The organism is Halobacillus alkaliphilus, assembly GCF_900113125.1.
In the GTDB taxonomy this organism is placed as follows: Bacteria; Bacillota; Bacilli; order Bacillales; family Halobacillaceae; genus Halobacillus; species Halobacillus alkaliphilus.
In genome coordinates this window covers 18003-35499 of record NZ_FOOG01000012.1, presented here as the reverse complement: position 1 = coordinate 35499, position 17497 = coordinate 18003, and the positions used below count along the sequence as shown (strand labels likewise).

At 38.0% G+C, this 17497-nt stretch carries 15 protein-coding genes and 2 pseudogenes; 14 read left to right on the top strand and 3 right to left on the bottom strand.

Annotated elements, in window-relative coordinates; all coding sequences use genetic code 11:
* Positions 1 to 13 precede the first annotated feature (13 nt).
* The 5 genes and pseudogenes from hsdR to BMZ06_RS20655 all read left to right on the top strand — a co-directional run bounded on the left by hsdR (position 14) and on the right by BMZ06_RS20655 (position 5309).
* Positions 14 to 2338, top strand: coding sequence for an EcoAI/FtnUII family type I restriction enzme subunit R (gene hsdR / locus BMZ06_RS08855; RefSeq protein WP_089751693.1), 2325 nt, complete (start codon positions 14 to 16; stop codon positions 2336 to 2338).
* Between the two features lie 1193 nt (positions 2339 to 3531).
* A pseudogene (locus tag BMZ06_RS21280) lies at positions 3532 to 3715 on the top strand (hypothetical protein); the annotation flags it as partial.
* A 42-nt stretch (positions 3716 to 3757) separates the two neighbouring features.
* Positions 3758 to 4501: a threonine/serine exporter family protein gene (locus tag BMZ06_RS08845; protein ID WP_175477844.1), complete on the top strand. Its 744-nt coding sequence runs from the start codon at positions 3758 to 3760 to the stop codon at positions 4499 to 4501.
* 18 nt (positions 4502 to 4519) lie between these two features.
* Positions 4520 to 4966: a threonine/serine exporter family protein gene (locus BMZ06_RS08840; RefSeq protein ID WP_089751691.1), complete on the top strand. Its 447-nt coding sequence runs from the start codon at positions 4520 to 4522 to the stop codon at positions 4964 to 4966.
* Positions 4967 to 5153: 187 nt separating this feature from the next.
* On the top strand, positions 5154 to 5309 hold the full coding sequence (locus BMZ06_RS20655; protein ID WP_175477843.1) for a hypothetical protein: 156 nt from the start codon (positions 5154 to 5156) through the stop codon (positions 5307 to 5309).
* A 181-nt stretch (positions 5310 to 5490) separates the two neighbouring features.
* Here BMZ06_RS20655 and BMZ06_RS08835 read toward each other — a convergent pair whose 3' ends face one another.
* Together BMZ06_RS08835 and BMZ06_RS21275 are read right to left on the bottom strand one after the other, a co-directional pair.
* A complete protein-coding gene (locus BMZ06_RS08835; protein WP_089751690.1) occupies positions 5491 to 6963 on the bottom strand; it encodes an alpha-amylase in 1473 nt (490 codons plus the stop codon).
* 34 nt (positions 6964 to 6997) lie between these two features.
* Positions 6998 to 7141, bottom strand: coding sequence for a homoserine O-acetyltransferase/O-succinyltransferase family protein (locus BMZ06_RS21275; protein ID WP_139205812.1), 144 nt, complete (start codon positions 7139 to 7141; stop codon positions 6998 to 7000).
* Between the two features lie 1207 nt (positions 7142 to 8348).
* Here BMZ06_RS21275 and BMZ06_RS08830 point away from each other — a divergent pair.
* The 5 genes from BMZ06_RS08830 to BMZ06_RS08810 all read left to right on the top strand — a co-directional run bounded on the left by BMZ06_RS08830 (position 8349) and on the right by BMZ06_RS08810 (position 12317).
* A complete protein-coding gene (locus tag BMZ06_RS08830) occupies positions 8349 to 8549 on the top strand; it encodes a hypothetical protein (protein ID WP_245755986.1) in 201 nt (66 codons plus the stop codon).
* 3 nt (positions 8550 to 8552) lie between these two features.
* Complete coding sequence (locus BMZ06_RS08825; protein WP_089751689.1) at positions 8553 to 10868, top strand: TOTE conflict system archaeo-eukaryotic primase domain-containing protein; 2316 nt, start codon at positions 8553 to 8555, stop codon at positions 10866 to 10868.
* A 267-nt stretch (positions 10869 to 11135) separates the two neighbouring features.
* Complete coding sequence (locus BMZ06_RS08820; protein ID WP_089751688.1) at positions 11136 to 11459, top strand: nucleotidyltransferase family protein; 324 nt, start codon at positions 11136 to 11138, stop codon at positions 11457 to 11459.
* Positions 11435 to 11836 (top strand): HI0074 family nucleotidyltransferase substrate-binding subunit, encoded by a 402-nt coding sequence (locus BMZ06_RS08815; protein ID WP_089751687.1) that lies wholly within the window; start codon positions 11435 to 11437, stop codon positions 11834 to 11836. Before BMZ06_RS08820 ends, BMZ06_RS08815 begins: the two co-directional genes overlap by 25 nt.
* Before the next feature lie 229 nt (positions 11837 to 12065).
* A complete protein-coding gene (locus BMZ06_RS08810; RefSeq protein ID WP_089751686.1) occupies positions 12066 to 12317 on the top strand; it encodes a hypothetical protein in 252 nt (83 codons plus the stop codon).
* Between the two features lie 353 nt (positions 12318 to 12670).
* On the opposite strand, the pseudogene BMZ06_RS08805 reads toward BMZ06_RS08810, so the two are convergent.
* A pseudogene (locus tag BMZ06_RS08805) lies at positions 12671 to 13113 on the bottom strand (hypothetical protein); the annotation flags it as partial.
* Between the two features lie 195 nt (positions 13114 to 13308).
* On the opposite strand from BMZ06_RS08805, the gene BMZ06_RS08800 reads away from it, so the two are divergent.
* From BMZ06_RS08800 to BMZ06_RS08785, 4 genes are all read left to right on the top strand, one after another.
* Positions 13309 to 15045 (top strand): SpaH/EbpB family LPXTG-anchored major pilin, encoded by a 1737-nt coding sequence (locus BMZ06_RS08800; RefSeq protein ID WP_089751685.1) that lies wholly within the window; start codon positions 13309 to 13311, stop codon positions 15043 to 15045.
* A 27-nt stretch (positions 15046 to 15072) separates the two neighbouring features.
* Positions 15073 to 15915 (top strand): class C sortase, encoded by an 843-nt coding sequence (locus BMZ06_RS08795; RefSeq protein WP_089751684.1) that lies wholly within the window; start codon positions 15073 to 15075, stop codon positions 15913 to 15915.
* The gene (locus BMZ06_RS08790; RefSeq protein ID WP_089751683.1) at positions 15908 to 16588 is read left to right on the top strand and encodes a class C sortase; all 681 of its coding nucleotides are present in this window, start codon (positions 15908 to 15910) and stop codon (positions 16586 to 16588) included. Before BMZ06_RS08795 ends, BMZ06_RS08790 begins: the two co-directional genes overlap by 8 nt.
* Positions 16589 to 16664: 76 nt before the next feature.
* On the top strand, positions 16665 to 17497 hold an 833-nt coding region (locus BMZ06_RS08785), incomplete at its 3' end, for an Ig-like domain-containing protein (protein WP_175477842.1).

Below are 17497 nucleotides of genomic sequence, written 5' to 3'. Positions count from 1 at the left end.
GGAGGCCTAAAATATGAATGAAGCTGAAACAAGGGCTGAGCTTATTGACCCAAAGTTGAGAGAAAGCGGTTGGGGAGTTGTTGAAGGTTCAAAAGTATTACGTGAGTTTCATATTACTGCTGGGAAAATTCAAGCTGGTGGGCGTGCAAAGCCAGTAATAGCTGATTATACCCTTGTTTTTAATGGCATTAAGTTAGCAGTTATTGAGGCGAAGAGTGATGAATTAGAAGTAGGCGAAGGAGTAGCCCAAGCCAAAGATTATGCCCAAAAGCTAGAGTTAGATTATACATATTCAAGTAATGGAAAACAAATTTACGAGATGTGTATTAAAAGCGGAAACGAAGGCTTAGTGGCTTCTTTCCCGACTCCTGATGAGCTATGGAATAGAATCTTTTCAGATCAAAACGAATGGAGAGATAAGTTCAATAGCGTTCCATTTGAAGATATAGGTGGCACAAAAACCCCTCGTTATTATCAAGAAATTGCTATTAATAAAACAGTTACGGCCATCGCTGAAGAGAAACAGCGTATATTACTTACTTTGGCTACTGGTACAGGTAAAACCTTTATTGCCTTTCAAATTGCTTGGAAGCTATTTCAATCACGTTGGAATCTTAAACGTGATGGGTCACGTAGGCCACGCATCTTGTTTTTAGCTGATAGAAATATTTTAGCCGACCAAGCTTTTAATGCTTTTTCCGCTTTTCCTGAGGATGCTCTTGTCCGTATCAACCCTAAAGAGATAAAAAAGAAAGGAAGAGTACCAACAAACGGCAACATTTTCTTTACTATTTTTCAGACGTTTATGAGTGGAAAGGATAATAAGCCTTATTTTGGTGATTATCCACCAGATTACTTTGATTTTATTATTATTGATGAGTGTCATCGTGGGGGAGCTAATGATGAAAGTAGTTGGCGAGATATATTAGAATATTTTCATCCAGCGGTTCAGCTAGGGCTAACTGCGACACCAAAGAGAAAACATAATGCTGACACTTATGAATACTTTGGCAAGCCAATTTATGTTTACTCGTTAAAAGAAGGAATCAATGATGGATTTCTAACTCCTTTTAAAGTAAAACGTATTAAAACGACTTTAGATGATTATCTTTATACATCAGACGATGAAGTACTTGAGGGTGAAATAGAAGAAGGGAAAATATATACCGAAGATGATTTCAATAGAAATATTGAAATAAGAGAGCGGGAAGCTAAACGAGTGCAAATTTTTCTTTCTGAGATTAATCAGAAAGAAAAAACAATAGTTTTTTGCGCAACACAAGCTCATGCGGCACTTATTCGGGATCTTATTAATCAATATAGTAATAGTAAAGAAACTTTATATTGTGTTCGTGTAACTGCAGAGGATTCAGCTTTAGGGGAACTTTATTTACGGGACTTTCAAGATAATGAGAAAACAATCCCAACAGTTCTCACAACATCTAAAAAGCTGTCTACAGGTGTTGATGCTCGGAATGTTCGTAATATAGTGCTTATGCGTCCTGTCAAACAAATGATTGAATTTAAACAAATTATTGGACGGGGAACAAGACTATATGAGGGTAAAAAATTTTTTACTATATATGACTTTGTTGATGCTTATCTAAATTTTAATGATCCAGAGTGGGATGGAGAGCCAGTAGAACCAGAACCGAAGGAGCCTAAGGATCCAAGAGGTCCAGATAATCCAGGTAACCCTGGTGATCCAGGGGATGATCCGGGGGATCCAGATGACCCAAATGAACCAAATAAAAAAATAAGGGTGAAGCTAAGAGATGGAAAAGAACGAGAAATCCAACATACGGTTGCTACGAGCTTTTGGAGTGTTGATGGAAAACCTATTTCGGCTGAAGAGTTCTTAGAAAATTTGTATGGTACGCTTCCGACCTTCTTTAAAAGTGAAGAAGAGTTACGTGAAATATGGTCCAATCCTAAGACTCGGAAAGCATTATTAGAAAATCTGGCAGACGCAGGATATGGAAAAGATGAACTATCTGCATTACAAAGTTTAATAAATGCTGATAATAGTGATTTGTTTGATGTCCTTGAATTTGTTTCGTATGCTATCAAGCCTATTTCCAGAGAAGAGCGAGTTGCAAAAGCAAAGTCTAGTATTTTTAAAGATCTAGAAGACAAAGAAAAAGAATTTCTTGATTTTGTACTATCTAAGTATGTTGAAACTGGCTTTGAAGAGCTCGATCAAGAAAAATTACCACGATTACTTGAATTGAAATATCATTCAATTTCAGATGCGTTGGAAGTACTTGGTGACGTAAGTAAGATCCAAGAAACATTTACCTCTTTTCAAAAAGCTTTGTATCACCAAGAGGCGTCTTAATTCTATAAATGTATAAGTTAGTCCTTCAAAATGGCGCACTTAATTTGAAAAAATGGATTGATAAGTTTTTTAAATGAATTGGCAATGAGAAAAAGAATGATGCGATAATAGTTATAGTTGGAGAGAGCATTGTAAGAGCGAAATTTTCTTTTGGGGCAGAATTATTGGGGCAGAACTTTATTATTTCTGCCCCAATTTCTTTATTTTATATTTGACTAGATACCAGAGAAAGTTAATTTAATAGGGTTTTAAGCTAAGCAGTGCTTTTTAATTAGGGTAACCCCAACAGCCTTCTAAGCTGTAGGTCGTTTCGTGGCCGGTTTGAGGTGGTACTCCCGACTGGATATTGACTGGATTTTCTTTATTAATACTGATATCTTATTTAACATCATACTAATACCGTAAAGTTGGAAACCGATTATATAGGGGTTTTTACATCGTATCTTTTATTATTTATTTAATACAGTGAATGGGCGGCATGATGTAGGAGAAAATCCTGCACTTCCCCTATTTAGCTGATATGAAGCTGTCCAATGTATAAATAGTTAGTAATTAAAGGACTACTTCCTAAATAAAGGAGGTAGTCCTTTTTTGCTTTTAAAATTTGCATTTCATGTTTTTTAGAAGACCGTAAATTCTAGCCTTGTAAAAACATTTCTAAGAGAGTGGCAAAACTATGGTAATAATGCTGGAGCGATAAATACAAAATTACAGCGAATCAGGGCATTTTTAAATTATTTGGTTGAAGAAGGTGTCATTAAGGAAAATGTAGTTTCTCAATTGCTTGGTATAGATTTCAGAGGCATAAAGGCCCCATATGAGAGCTAATATTTCGTGGGGATTTAAAACTATCTAAGTAACAAATCCTTTTCTTAGGAGCTGTATTTAACTTCGTTACAATCCAAATAACTTTTTCCAAAAGGATTTGTTTTTTAATTCCCTCTACTTTATTTCGGGCATCTGGCCATCGTAAACCGAGTGAACGATGGCACCTGCCACTGTTCCGAACGCGCCCACAGAAAAAAATAGCAGATATTATTAATATCTAAAGTCCCCATACCCGAATGGTTTATACATTCAAGAAACCCAGGTGTGGAAAGGGACTAATGCACACCTCTTTTCCTGATAGTTCTTTTATTAGTTTTTGTCAAAGTAAAGAGTGTATAACTTTTGACAATACTCAGCCCTTGATGATGTGGTATTGTACTTGTAAGGAGACGAATATTTTACGACGAATTTTCTTTGATGAACTTCAATATTGGGAAGCCTTTAAGAACAAATATGGAGCTAAGATCCGGCCATTCGTGCAAAAGAAAGTGGAGAAGTTTCGAGATTGTGGAAATTTTTAAAAAGGGCTTTAAGCGTTTAGTCTATGAATAGATACACTAAACATACTGTAATACGAATTGAGGTGACCGAGTGGAGCGTACAGAGGATTTAATTGAGTTATGTTTATTAATGGGGAAGATTATGCAACAAAATGGAGCAGAAACCTATCGTGTGGAAGATACGATGACGCGGATTGCCCAATCTTTTGGACGGGATGAAGCACAAAGTTATGTAACACCTACTGGGATTTTGTTTACGATCAGCCCTGGTGCCCCTGCAAAATTAGTAAGAGTTTCAGCACGAGAGACAAATCTCGAAAAAGTAAAGCTCGCGAATAACGTCTCTAGAAAAATTACAAATGGAGACATGTCTACTCATGTAGCGTATAAAGAGCTTAGAAAAATTGAAACCAGTCCTACAGATTATACTATGCTCATGCAAATCATCGCTGCCACGTTAGCGAGTGGTTTCTTTACTCTCATGTTTCAGGGAAGTTGGTACGATTTCCTGCCAGCCTGCATAGCAGGAGGACTGGGATTTATTGCATTAATGAACTTTATTCGATTATTTGAAATTAAATTTGTTGCTGAATTCGTTGCTTCGTTGTTGATTGGTTTTACAGCCTTTTCCCTTTTTTTATTAGGTATTGGGAAGGAAGTTGATAAGGTAGTTGTTGGTTCTATCATGCCGTTGGTCCCTGGCCTGCTCATCACCAACGCTGTAAGGGATTTGATGGCAGGTCATCTTATCTCAGGACTCGCCAAGGGGGCGGAGGCCTTTTTAACGGCTTTTGCAATTGGGGCAGGTATTGCTGTGATGTTTGCACTATTTTAGAGATCGTGAGGAATAACTATGTTGATTGAATATGCCATAGCAAGCTTTTTTGCATCAGCTGCCTTTGGAATCATCTATCAGGCGCCAAGAAATACGATCATCAAATGTGGTCTCGTCGGCATGATTGGTTGGGTCATTTACATATCCTTAGTATGGGCAGAAGTCGACAGTGTCCCAGCTACACTCATCGCCTCCTTTGTTATTGCCATTGTCAGCCAGATGCTGGCAAGGATATACAAAACGCCTATGATTATATTTAGCGTACCAGGGATTATTCCACTCGTACCAGGAAGTCTCGCGTATGACGCCATGCGAAGCTTTGTGCAAAATGACTACAGCGCCGCTATCTCCATTGCAGCGAAAGCTTTTATGATATCGGGTGCTATTGCATTTGGGCTCGTGTTCTCGGAAGTGCTTAACCAGATTATGAAAAAGATGAGACAAACAAAGACGCAATTGAGGTAATGGGTGAGCCTCACTTGCGTTTTTGTTTGTCTTTATAATCCACATGGATTATGACTGGATACAGTTCATAAAGTGTTTAAAGTTATTGTATTATAAATTAACTTTGCGATGGAAACCATAGTATAATTAGGTTTTGTAGGTCTTATTATTGTCCTATTATATAGCACGAGTGAATGGTCGGCATGATGTGATAGCCCTCAAAACTCTTTCAACCTCTACAGCTAAAGATGAGCTGTCGGATTCTGCAGAGAATGAAGTAGTAGCTACCACAAGCGCGTTCGAACAAAAAGATGACGATAATAATAATGATTCTACTGGTGCCAACAAAGGTCCAGTAAACTGACAATACAAGCATTAAGCAGCCAGGGGTGTCCCTTCTGGCTGCTTTTTTACGTGGAATATTCTTACGTGACTTTTGGAAAGTGGAAGTGGTGTGTCCTTTTTGCGAAGCACGATGGACATAGCGAAAGACGCCCCAAGAGACTAACCGATGCTTGGGACGTGGAGAAGGCGCGTTAGCGCTTTTATTCTTGTTCTTCTAATGCATTCTCTTTAACGTATATAGAGACGGTAGAGCTTTTTACACGGAACTGCCCGAAGCCATCCTTTGTAATTTTTACGCGTGAGGGATGGTTACCCGTTATGTCTATCCAGATTTGTCCAGCGAGTTTTTTTCCGACATACATGCGTTTTTTTCCATCATCACCATTAGTCATGACTACGGCACACCCTGATCCTGGAAAGTCCGAGACGCCTTTTCTTACCCAACCAATCGTATTTCCATGATCAAAATAGTCTTTTTGGTCACCGTAAGCGTAATGATATCTTGCATCTAAGATCGGATCAATCATATCTTTTTTACCTTGGATCGGATTTTCACCATTTATACCAATATAGTCTCCGTAAAAAACGCATGGATAACCATCTTTACGAAGGAGGATGAGGGCATATGCCAAAGGTTTGAACCAGTCTTCCACCCAGGACTCCAAAGCTTCTTGAGGCTGCGAATCATGATTATCAACAAATGTCACTGCGTTCTTAGGATGAGTACCAACAAGGGTGTCTTCAAAAATTTTACTTAAATCATAATTACGACCAACCAATGAAGCCTCGTGAAAGTGATAATGAAGACTTACATCAAATATATCAATTTCGTAATCTACATAGTTTAAGAAGTTTTGACATGCTTCTAGGTCTGGCTTCCAAAACTCACCTACAAAATAAAAATCTTTTCCAAATTTCAAACGCATGGAATGAACAAAAACAGAGATGAAGTTATGATTAATATGTTTAATCGCATCTAGCCGAAGACCGTCGCATGTGGTTGTGTTAATAAACCATTCACCCCAGTAAAGCATTTCTGCTTGTACGGCTGGATGGTGGTAATCAATGTTAGCGAACATGAGATAATCATAGTTTCCAAATTCTTTATCAACATGTCTATTCCAGCGTTTATTGTCTCCTAATATTTGAAAAATACCAATTCTATCTTCGTTGGCATCATAGTCCGTGCCGTTAAAATGGTAATGGGACCACTTAAAGGAGGAATGTTTCCCGTTTCGTGCAGGGAATGAAAACTTTGTCCATCCATCGATTTCAAAGGGCTCAGAGACAACTCTATATCGATCATTAGGATCTACTTCGATCACTTCAAAGCGCTCCGTATCATCGGCACCGGCTTTATGATTCATGACAACATCTGAGTAAACTTGAATTCCTACATTTTTACAAGCGGCTATGCCTTCTAAGAGTTCTTGCTTCGTTCCGTATTTTGTACGAACTGTACCCTTTTGATCAAACTCGCCTAAGTCGTAACCATCATAAATTCCGTATCCATTATCTTCCTGGCTTATACCCTTTGTTGCGGGGGGGATCCATAAAGCATCGATGCCACATTCTTTTATTTCACCTGCTAGCAGCGCTAGACGATTCCAGTGGTCACCGTCGTTAGCCAAGTGCCATTCAAAAAATTGCATCATGGTGTGATTACGCTCCATATTATCTTCCTCATTTCACTAATTTCTGTCTCTCTCATTTCCACTTATATAGCGCTTCCTTATACTCATAATAATTGGGACAATTTAAAAATAATAAACGAGCATGAGAAGGCCACCGATTCGATGGGAGTTCTGGAGGGGGATTAGTTGGAAAATAATGCGCGGGTAAATTCTGCACTTAACTCTCTGTCTAAATCTCGCTCCTATATTTCCTTAAGGGATCTCCTTATCGTATTCCAATCGTCCAGTACCTATAATGTGTGTACTAACCTTGGACATCATGAGAAATCGGTCTGCCTCTTATGAAGAAACTAACAGCTCTAACTCTTCAACTGCTGCATTTATTTAATCTGCTGATCTATTTGTATGTAGTGAGGGGAAAGCTATAAACTCATCGTCAAATCCTTGCAAGAGCTTAATGTCTCCGTGACTATTAAAGGTTCTATGGTAAAAGTACTTAAATATTTTTCCTGAAGGGCAAATCTATCGGTACCATAATGATGAAAAAGTGTCGTTTGAGCGCCCTAGCATATATGAAGGACAGAGGTTACATTTTCCTCTACTCAATCCATAATCAACTTTTCCCAATATTGGATTTTTTCAAACTGGAAGTGCTCAATAGGAACCCTTTTTAATAATTATTCCGTCAAATTTGCGGTGCTTTAATTAAACCTGTACATTCTCTTAGCGGGTCTTTGCTTTTTATAGATAATTAATTATAATGAAGTAACTTCAAAACTAACAACACATGAGATGGGGCAGAATTTTATTATTATTATTGCCCCATTTGTTTAACGGTAGTATTTAATACTAAGAAAGAATGATTTAATAGGGTTTAACCTAATATTGATTGGATTTTCTATATTATTACTGATATCTTATTTAAACTCATACTAATAGAGTAAAGCTAGAAAGCCGATTATATAGGGGTTTCTATATCCTATTCGTTATTCTTTATTAAATACAGTGAATGGGTGGCATGATGTGATAGCCCCCGTAACCCTATCATCATAGGGTTTGAGAACAAATTGACTGGTTTTTAAAATCTTTTACTAAATCTAAAAGTCTCTCAAGAGTTTATAAACTCTTGAGAGGCTTTTCTTTTATTCTTAAATATGAGCCGGGAGGATACATTTGTTTATCCCAAGATTAATAAATAGGAGTGTTTACAGGGAAAGAAAGAGAAATCTGCTTTAATAAAGTTGTTAGCTTTGGTTGGAGATATATTAGAGGAATGCACTGATTATGGTGGATATTTATTAAAAAGAGAGGATCTAAGAAGGAATGAGTATTAAGCTTATTCGATATAGTATTAAACGGGTTTCAAGTCGCGTAAATATTAATAAAGAACACCTCATCAATTAAGAAATAGTTATTCTACTCATATGCTTAATAATGGAGAGACAATCGTAGTTATTCAAAGCTTGTTAGGACATGAAAAACTGAATATACTTCTAATAGACAGATTAACATCCTCATTTTACAATAAAAATAGGTTCTATAAGCAACTTGATGATGTTAGACGATTTGTTAGATATGACTTAATATATTTAAAAGCTGAGATCAAATTGCATGAAGAGGGATAATTCATGAACGATTTAGAGCGGAAATTGGAAATCGCATTAAAGGAAATTACCCAGCTAAAAGATGAAAACCACAAATTGAAAAAAATGCTGGCAAAGCATCAAATTCCTGTCTCTAACAATCAGGCCCCCCAAAGTCAACACATGGCGAGAAATGAAATCTTACAGAAGCGCATCAATATTTTTAGAGGTCTGTTTAAAGGACGAACAGACGTGTATGCGGTGCATTGGGTATCCGATGGAGGGTCAAATTATGCACCGGCAAGAAAATATGACCACAATAAAAAATATAAAGAGCGTGAGTTGTTGCCACTAACGGACCATGTTATTGAAAATCACTTGCGTGGCAATAAAACTATTGGAATCTATCCTTTATTAAAAGATGAAACGTGTTGGTTTTTGGCAGTTGATTTTGATAAAAAAGACTGGCAAAAGGACGCTTTGACGTTCATCGGTGTTTGTAAGGAAGCAGGCGTACCTGCAAGTATGGAAATCTCTAGATCCGGAGATGGTTGCCACGTCTGGATTTTTTTTAGTGATAAAATGACTGCGAAAACTGCTCGTAGATTAGGGAATCTTCTTATGAACCGGACCCTGGAAAAACGTTACGAGACAGGTGTGGATTCGTTTGATCGTTTTTTCCCCAATCAGGATACTATGCCTAAAGGAGGATTTGGAAACCTGATTGCACTACCTTTACAGCAATTCCCCAGGAAAAACGGTTATAGTGTTTTTGTTAATGAAAAATTCGAACCGTATATTGATCAATGGACGTACTTGGAGTCTGTAAAAAAAATCAGTAAAAAAACAGTTGAATCCATTCTGGTAAGACACAATGATTCCATCAGTTACACTGTAAAAAGTAAACCATCATCATATGAGGTAAATATACCTTCTGAAGTAACCATCATAAGAAAAAACGGCATACATATTCCCAAAAATAAGCTTCCACCAAATGTTTTGAACGAGTTAATAAAACTTGCCGTCATTAACAATCCAGAATTTTTTAAAGCACAATCCAAAAGGCTCTCTACGCACAGGATCCCCAGAAAAATTGACTGTAGTTATGAGATGGAAGACTCGGTGATTATCCCGCGCGGTTGTCTGGCAGATATAAAAGCTGTTTTATTTAGGAACAAAATCAAATTCTACATCGATGATCAAACCACCAAAGGTAGCAGTTACAATATACATTTTCGTGGGAGTCTTCTGCCAAAACAAAAAGAAGCGGTCAACGCTATGGAAATAAGTACTTGTAGTGTCCTATCAGCGGCAACTGGTTTTGGTAAAACCGTTGTGGCGGCAGCGCTAATTGCAGAGAGAAATATCAACACATTAATCATCGTGCACACCAAGCAACTGCTTACTCAGTGGAAAGAAAGTTTGCAGTCCTTTCTTGATTTGGATGGAAACAAGGTTGGTCAAATAGGTGGAGGTAAAAAGAAGCCAACAGGTAAATTGGATATTGCCATGATTCAGACTTTGAGCAGATCAGAAGATATGCGTGAAAAAGTTAAGGACTATGGACAGGTAATTGTCGATGAATGCCACCATATTTCAGCGGTAAGCTTTGAAAAAGTGTTAAGGGAAGTTGAGGCTGCTTACGTTCACGGACTAACTGCAACACCAACTAGAAAAGACGGGCTACAAAAGATAGTTGCTATGCAGTGTGGGGAAATCTGTTATAAAGTTACCGCCAAAAGCCAGGCGAAACTCCATCCGTTTGACCACATACTTATTCCACGATTTACTAGTTTCAAAAATAATGGCGACAACATTCAACAGATTTATGCAAATTTGGCTAGTAATGAACAACGGAACAAGTTGATATTCAATGATGTATTAAAAGAACTTGAAAATAATTCGCATCCAATTATTCTGACAGAGCGGATTGATCATGTGCATGAATTGGAGAAGCTCTTTGAAGGATTTGCTAAGAACATAATCGTATTAACAGGTAAACTGAGTAAGCAAGAAGAGAAAGACCGCTTAAAGATAATAGAAAATCTTTCAGATAATGAAGAGCGGCTTATTATTGCAACTGGCAAGTATATTGGAGAAGGATTTGACAATGCTAGATTGGACACTTTGTTCCTTGCCATGCCAATAGCCTGGAAAGGAACGCTTCAACAATATGTCGGTAGATTGCATCGCGTTCATGCGGATAAGAATGTGGTAAAAGTGTATGATTATGTTGATTATCAGGTTCCCGAGTTGAGGGCAATGTATGAAAAGCGCATGCACGGATATAAGTCGATGGATTACAAAGTTCAAGGCAATGATGAAGAAAATAGTAGTGGGAAGCAGATGAAGCTATTTTGATAGATAAAATTATGGGTCTGAACGAGTATTTAAAATATAAGAATGAAATTCATAATTCAAAGACGTGTGAAATTAACTAGCACTAGCAGAGACTTTTTTGCAATAACTTTACAGCGCAGTTATCGGAAGACCCATCTAGGTATTAATGTAGTTAATATTGGGGCTGTTACCAATCGAATTTCTGAATGGTGGAAGTGGGGAAGGAAAATCCAGCAAAGAGAAAACGTACATATGCTATAATGGTACAAAAAAAGAGGAAGGGATTCTATGGGATCTCCTGCAGATTTACGGGAACAAATTTTAGAACAACTAAAATCGATTTTGAATGAACAACTCAGCAAGGAAAAAGCACGTGTTTACTTATTTGGTTCTTGGGCTCGACAGGAAGAAAAACATAGTTCGGATATCGACATCGCTATTGATTCCCACTCCCCGATCTCTGCTTTTAAATGGAATAAATTGATCGAGCAAATCGAAGAGTCTACCATTCCTTACAAGGTAGATGTGGTCGATTTACATGATGCCAAAGAATCTTTAGTCCAACAAGTGAAAGAGGAGGGGATTTTATGGAAAGATTACGCCAACGATTAGAAGCAGCAGAAAAAGCGTTGGTTGCCTTTGAAAAGCTAGCTACCCTTAAAAATCCGAATGATGTGGAACGAGATGCAGCGATTCAACGATTTGAATTCACTTTCGAGGCAAGTTGGAAAGCGGCTAAGCAATATTTATATGACGTAGAAGGGGTGGATGCCGGTTCTCCGAAGAGCGTCATTCGCAGTTGCAGGGAGGTCCACTTGTTGGAGGATGAAGAGACTGTTCTGGCTTTGGAAATGGTAAATGATCGTAATTTGACCGTCCATACCTATAATGAAGAAGTGGCCATTAAAATCCACAAAAACCTTCTCCGGTATAATAACCTACTCCATCAGTGGGTTGAACGGATGAATGGGAAAGTCATTAAAAGATAAGGTTCCAGCGGTTACAGCTAAGAATGGCTTTATGATTTCTAGTTCGCTGAGAAGGTGTATTTTGGTTTGTATATTAAATCAAACTTCTAGTACAGTGGCGTTCATTTATATTGAAATTGAATCTTTAACTAAAATACACAAAAGAGTATAAACATTCCTTAGCTAGTATTGAAAAGAAGTTAAAATCCTTTAATGAATAAAAGAAAAACGATAAGAAAGGAAATCATTTATGGTACCTATTTCTATAGGATCCTTTGTGAATAAACATTGTAAGAGTAATCCTGCCGAAGAACCAAGTAAATTAAAAAAAAGGCTTAAAGAGGCAGTTATTGATAAGAAAAATGGGGCCAGCTGCTTCACCTGTGATCAGGAAATTTGGGCTATTGGCAGTGCAGTTGCTTACCAGGGATGTTTTTCTTGTATAACTGGGGAAGCGGATGCCTCAGAAGATTATGAGATTGACGAAGTGTGTTGGTCATGAAATAAAATTCTTATTTATTTAAAAAAATTATTTTAAAACCTATTCAAAAAATGCACTTATTCCAATATAGATGACTGGATTTCTATAATTTAATGTCTAAATCTAGGTAGCCTCTCATTAGTTCCCCGAACTCTTGAGAGGCTTTTTTACTTTTTAAAGTAGGTGAAAAATACTGTACAAGACTTTTTATTAGGTTAATAAGTTTTAGAATGAAGGTTCCTCATACTTCCTAAATATTTTATAGAAATCTTTTGGTTGTGATAGGAAATCTTTAGCTAGAAGAGGTTATATTAAAAAACGAAAACAACATGAGGTTATTGAGCTATTATATAAATTGTTAACAAAAGAAGAAATTAAGAAAAATGTTTAAATTTTAAAAAGTATGTGGTCTTAAAAACAGAAAACATCTGGGCTACCTTTATTCTGAATTCAATTGGAGTTTGGCAGTTTAGCTTTTGAAAAGGGCAACAATAATTGTAGTAATACATGTACGTGTCGATTTTTGAGCGTACGATATGATGACAAATCTTCCCTCGATCTACAGGAATGAATTCTTCCGATTTTAACGTAGACTGAAAAGATTCGAAGACGGCATTATCAGAGCAACTCCCTCATCGGGAGATGCTCTGATAATGCCTCTTTTTATGGTCAATTCTTGAAATTCATAGGACGTACACTGCGAATCTTGATCGCTATGAAAGATCACTCCATATACGTCACGTCCTTCGCAAACTTTCCTTAACATATCTAATTGTTTACCGCTAATTCTGTACGCGAGGATTTCGTTTTTGTATAAGAATGTCGTAAATGTAGATTTTTTGTATATTTACCACTGATAGAATAATTGTGCCTAAGTACATATTGATTGAAAATCTCGTTTCTCCATTCTACTTACTTAGGAATCAGTCATTTTGATTTGAAAGGAGGGCGGAGAGAACTCCGTTTCTTTTGGGTGATTACTAAACTATAAAATGTCAGGGAGGTAAGAAAAATGAATAAAAAAATAAATAGCATATTGTTAATGGCTTTAGTGTTAATTGGATCTGTCATTACTCCTCAAAGTGTTTCTGCGCTTACAGTAAGCGGGTCTCCAGATAATCCTTCTCTTACCATTAATAAATACGAACAAGAACAAGGTTCTGAAAATGGAGAAGGAAATGGATCAGAAATTAATGATGTAGAAGGAGATCCACTGCCAGGTGTAACTTTTGAAATCAATCAAACTCATACCTTTGATTCAGAAACTAACACTTGGACAGAAATCACTGATGGAACAGGAGCCGATTACACGCGGGTTACGGACGAGAACGGACAAGTTGTTCTTAATAATCTTCCTTTAGGAAGATATACGTTCCAAGAAATCGATGGTCCTGAGGATGTCGTGTTGAATACGGAAGTTTTTTCTGTTGATGTTCCGTTAACACAAAATGATGGCAATACGTTGAATTATGATGTCAACGTTTATCCGAAAAATGAAATTATCCGTGGTGCGGTTGAGCTCACGAAGACAGGAGAAGACGGTCAGGCTCTTTCTGGAGCTGTCTTTGAACTGTTTAAAGCATCAGAAACGGGTGAAGATGTATCAAGCGGTACCTATACTACTAGTGCGGCTGGTCTTATCCAAATTGATGGCCTTGCCTATGGGGATTATTATTTCGTAGAGACCGAAGCTCCCGAAGGCCATGCGATTGATAACACGCCGGTTGAATTCTCAATAGTGGAACCGGGGACGATATCTGCTGATGGAGAGACAACAGGAGTGGTAGTAGATACAGAGAGAGTAAACTATGAGATGCCTGAAATAGATAAGAAGATTGTTGATCCTGAAACGGGCGATTTGATAGATAACCTTAATATTAACCGTGATAAGGCCTATTCCTACCAAATCGATTCTAACCTGCCAGGAGATATTGGAGAATACGCTGAATATGAAATTAGTGATTCGTTAGATGATCGTTTATCTCTTGTGGGAGGATCTGTCGAAGTACTTATTGACGGAAATCCAGCTGGAGATGCTGTGAGCGTTACTGAAGGAGAGACGATTATAACCACGGTCAATGATTTTTCAGCTCTAGCTGGCGCAGAAACGCTTACGGTAACTTTTGATGCGACCATTAACTCGGATGCTGAATTAAATCCAGAAGAAACAGGTATTCCAAACACCGCTACTTTAGACTTTGATAACGACCGAGGAGAAAATCCAGAAGACCCACCGACAACACCGCCTGTTATCGTAACTCCGGCTGATGGTGGAGTTACTGTTATTAAAGTGGATGAAGATGATAACAGTATTCTTCTAGAAGGTGCAGTGTTTGATCTTAATGATGCTGAAGGAAACCCAATTGCTGTACCTGAAAACTCTGTCGTTCGAGTGAATGGAGAAGTCGTGACTTCCCTCCAAGGTTTAACGACCGATGAGCAGGGACGCTTTGAAGTTACAGGATTGAATCTTGGCGATTATCAGCTGGAAGAAGTTGAGGCTCCTACTTATGTGAATGAAAACGGAGAGACCAATTCTTACCGCTTATTAACAAGCCCAATCGATATTACTATTACGGAAGCTTCAGCCGATGATTACAATGTGACGGTAGAGAACTCTAAATCTGGCTGGGAACTACCACAAACCGGTGGTATGGGCACCACATGGTTCACCATAATTGGTTTTCTTATGATGGTTGCAGCAGGTGTTTATATGATGAGAAAAAGAAAAGTAGACAGCGAATTGTAAGATGTTTAAGAGAAGGGAGGGGGAGAAGTGCGCAAATTAATGATTCTTTTAATTTTCCTGTTAGGATTAGGAATTTTTTCTTACCCCTATGTAAGCAATTGGATAATGACGGAAAAGCAGGTCAAAATTACGAATGATTACGAAGAAGAGGTAGAAAACCTTGATCCTGAAGAAATTGAAGCGATGAAACAGGAAGTTGAGTCTTATAATGAGAATCGTAATCTTGACAATGCTCCCCTTCTCGATCCATTTGATACTGATGAAGAACAAACCGCAGAAAGCGGCTATTACAATGTACTAAACATTGGAGAGTCGATGGGATATGTAGAAGTTCCTAAAATTGGTGTTAAACTTCCCATCTATCACGGTACAGGAGAAGAAGTGTTAAGCCGGGGGGCAGGACATATGTCAAACACCTCACTTCCCGGGGGAGGCAAAGGTACTCATTCGGTGATTACAGCCCACCGCGGATTGCCGAGTGCCGATATGTTTACAGATTTAGATCAGATGGAAGAAGGAGATATCTTTCAAGTTCAAGTTCTTTCTGAAACACTTTACTATCAGATAGATCAGGTAAAAGTGGTTCTCCCTAGTGAGACAGAAGATTTAAGAGTTAAGCAGGACAAAGACCTGGTCACTTTAATTACTTGTACTCCCTACGGAAAAAACACTCACCGAATGCTCGTTCGAGGAGAAAGAGTTGAAGAGCCAGAGAAAGAAATGACTGCGGAAACAACTGAAGAATCCGCAAGTGGCGGGGAGAGCAATGGGGGCAATATTGGTAGCCTCGTAGTGCTTACTGGAGTACTCCTCCTTATTTTAACCATAGTAATGTGGAGGAGGATGAAAAGGGTGAAGTCAATTGAGTAAAAAGGGTAAAGTTATCGCTTTATTCGTACTGTTTCTCGGACTAGCCATTACCCTGTACCCCTGGGCTGCGAAGTGGGTAAATAACCAGGTTCTCTCCAAAACAGCTGAGTCTTATATGCATGAGTTTAAAGAATATGAGCTCAACCAAAGGGAAAAGGAAGAAATTGAACTGATTAAGCAGTGTAATGAGAATTTTATTAATACGTCTGATCAATTAGAAGATCCATTTGAGAAAGACTCTCCTGTCGAAGATTGTTTTGCTGACTACGGAGATGAAGTCTTTGCTGTATTATCGATTCCTAAACTTGAAATTCAGCTCCCAATATATTTAGGGGCATCAGAAGCTCAGTTATCTGAAGGGGTGGGGATAGTGGAGAGATCCTCTTTACCTACAGGTCAATCAGGGTCCCACTCTTTATTAGCTGGTCATCGAGGAATGGCAACTAAGGAGATGTTCAGGCATTTGGACAAACTCAAGGAAGGCGATAAATTCCATATTTATTTTTTCGATAAAAAACTGACTTATCGAATTTTTCAAACAGAAGTTGTGCAACCGTGGGAAACAGATCATCTTGGCATACAAGAAGGAAGAGATCTTGTTACATTATTTACTTGTCATCCTTATCCAGTCAATGATAAAAGACTGCTTAAATGGGGGGAACGGGTCGACTAAACTTCCCTCTAGCTCTTAAGTTGAAAGTAAAATTAACATAGTTCACACACAGCTATTTAGAAAGAGGTGAGTGCGTTTGAATAAAAATATGAAACGAATGATGAAGAAAATGGCCTTAGTATGGATCATGGCGATCATGGTTAGTACGCAAACACTTCCTTATTCATCTGGGATTGTTAATGCTGAAGGCAGCGATGCAGAAGTTTCAACGGATGAGCCAGCGGAAACAAATGAAGAAAAAGAAACTAAAAATGGAGAAAAGGAAGACAATAAAGAAGAAACCGATAAAGGAAAAGAAAATGAAAAGCAAGAAACCCAAGAAAGTTCTGAGGCTCCAGAGCAGGAAGAAGAAAAAGAACTTCCTGAGAAAGGAAAAGCTGTAGAAGAAAACATAATAAATGAGGTTGAATGGACGAAAAAGCAGGGTGGAGACCTCCCAAAGGTTCTGAACGCTGAAGAAGCTCAGGAATTAAACATAGATATAGCGTACATTTTGTTCCTGCCAAAGGATCATGAATACGGAGATGAAGCTGCATTTACATTCTCAATACCAGACCTTCTTGCCGTTGCCAAAGAGTCTCAGACAGACGTAAAAGGTGAAGATGGTCAAGTTGTTGGTAAATATTCCATTGATTCCGATCAGGAAGTGAAAGTCGTCTTCAATGAGGACATCATTGGTCAAGGTGTAAAAGCTGATATCACAGTTTCAGCTATACTGAAAGAAGACTTGGAAAAAGAAAAACATTCAGCTGAGTTCAAATTAGCTAATAATGAAACAAAAACACTTTCTTTTGAATTAGAAGCTGAAGAGAAGGATCCAGAACCAGAGGAAGAAAGTAAAGAATCAGATTCCAATGTAGAAGAAGAAACTGACGAAGAAACAAAGGATTCTTCAAACGAAACAGAAGA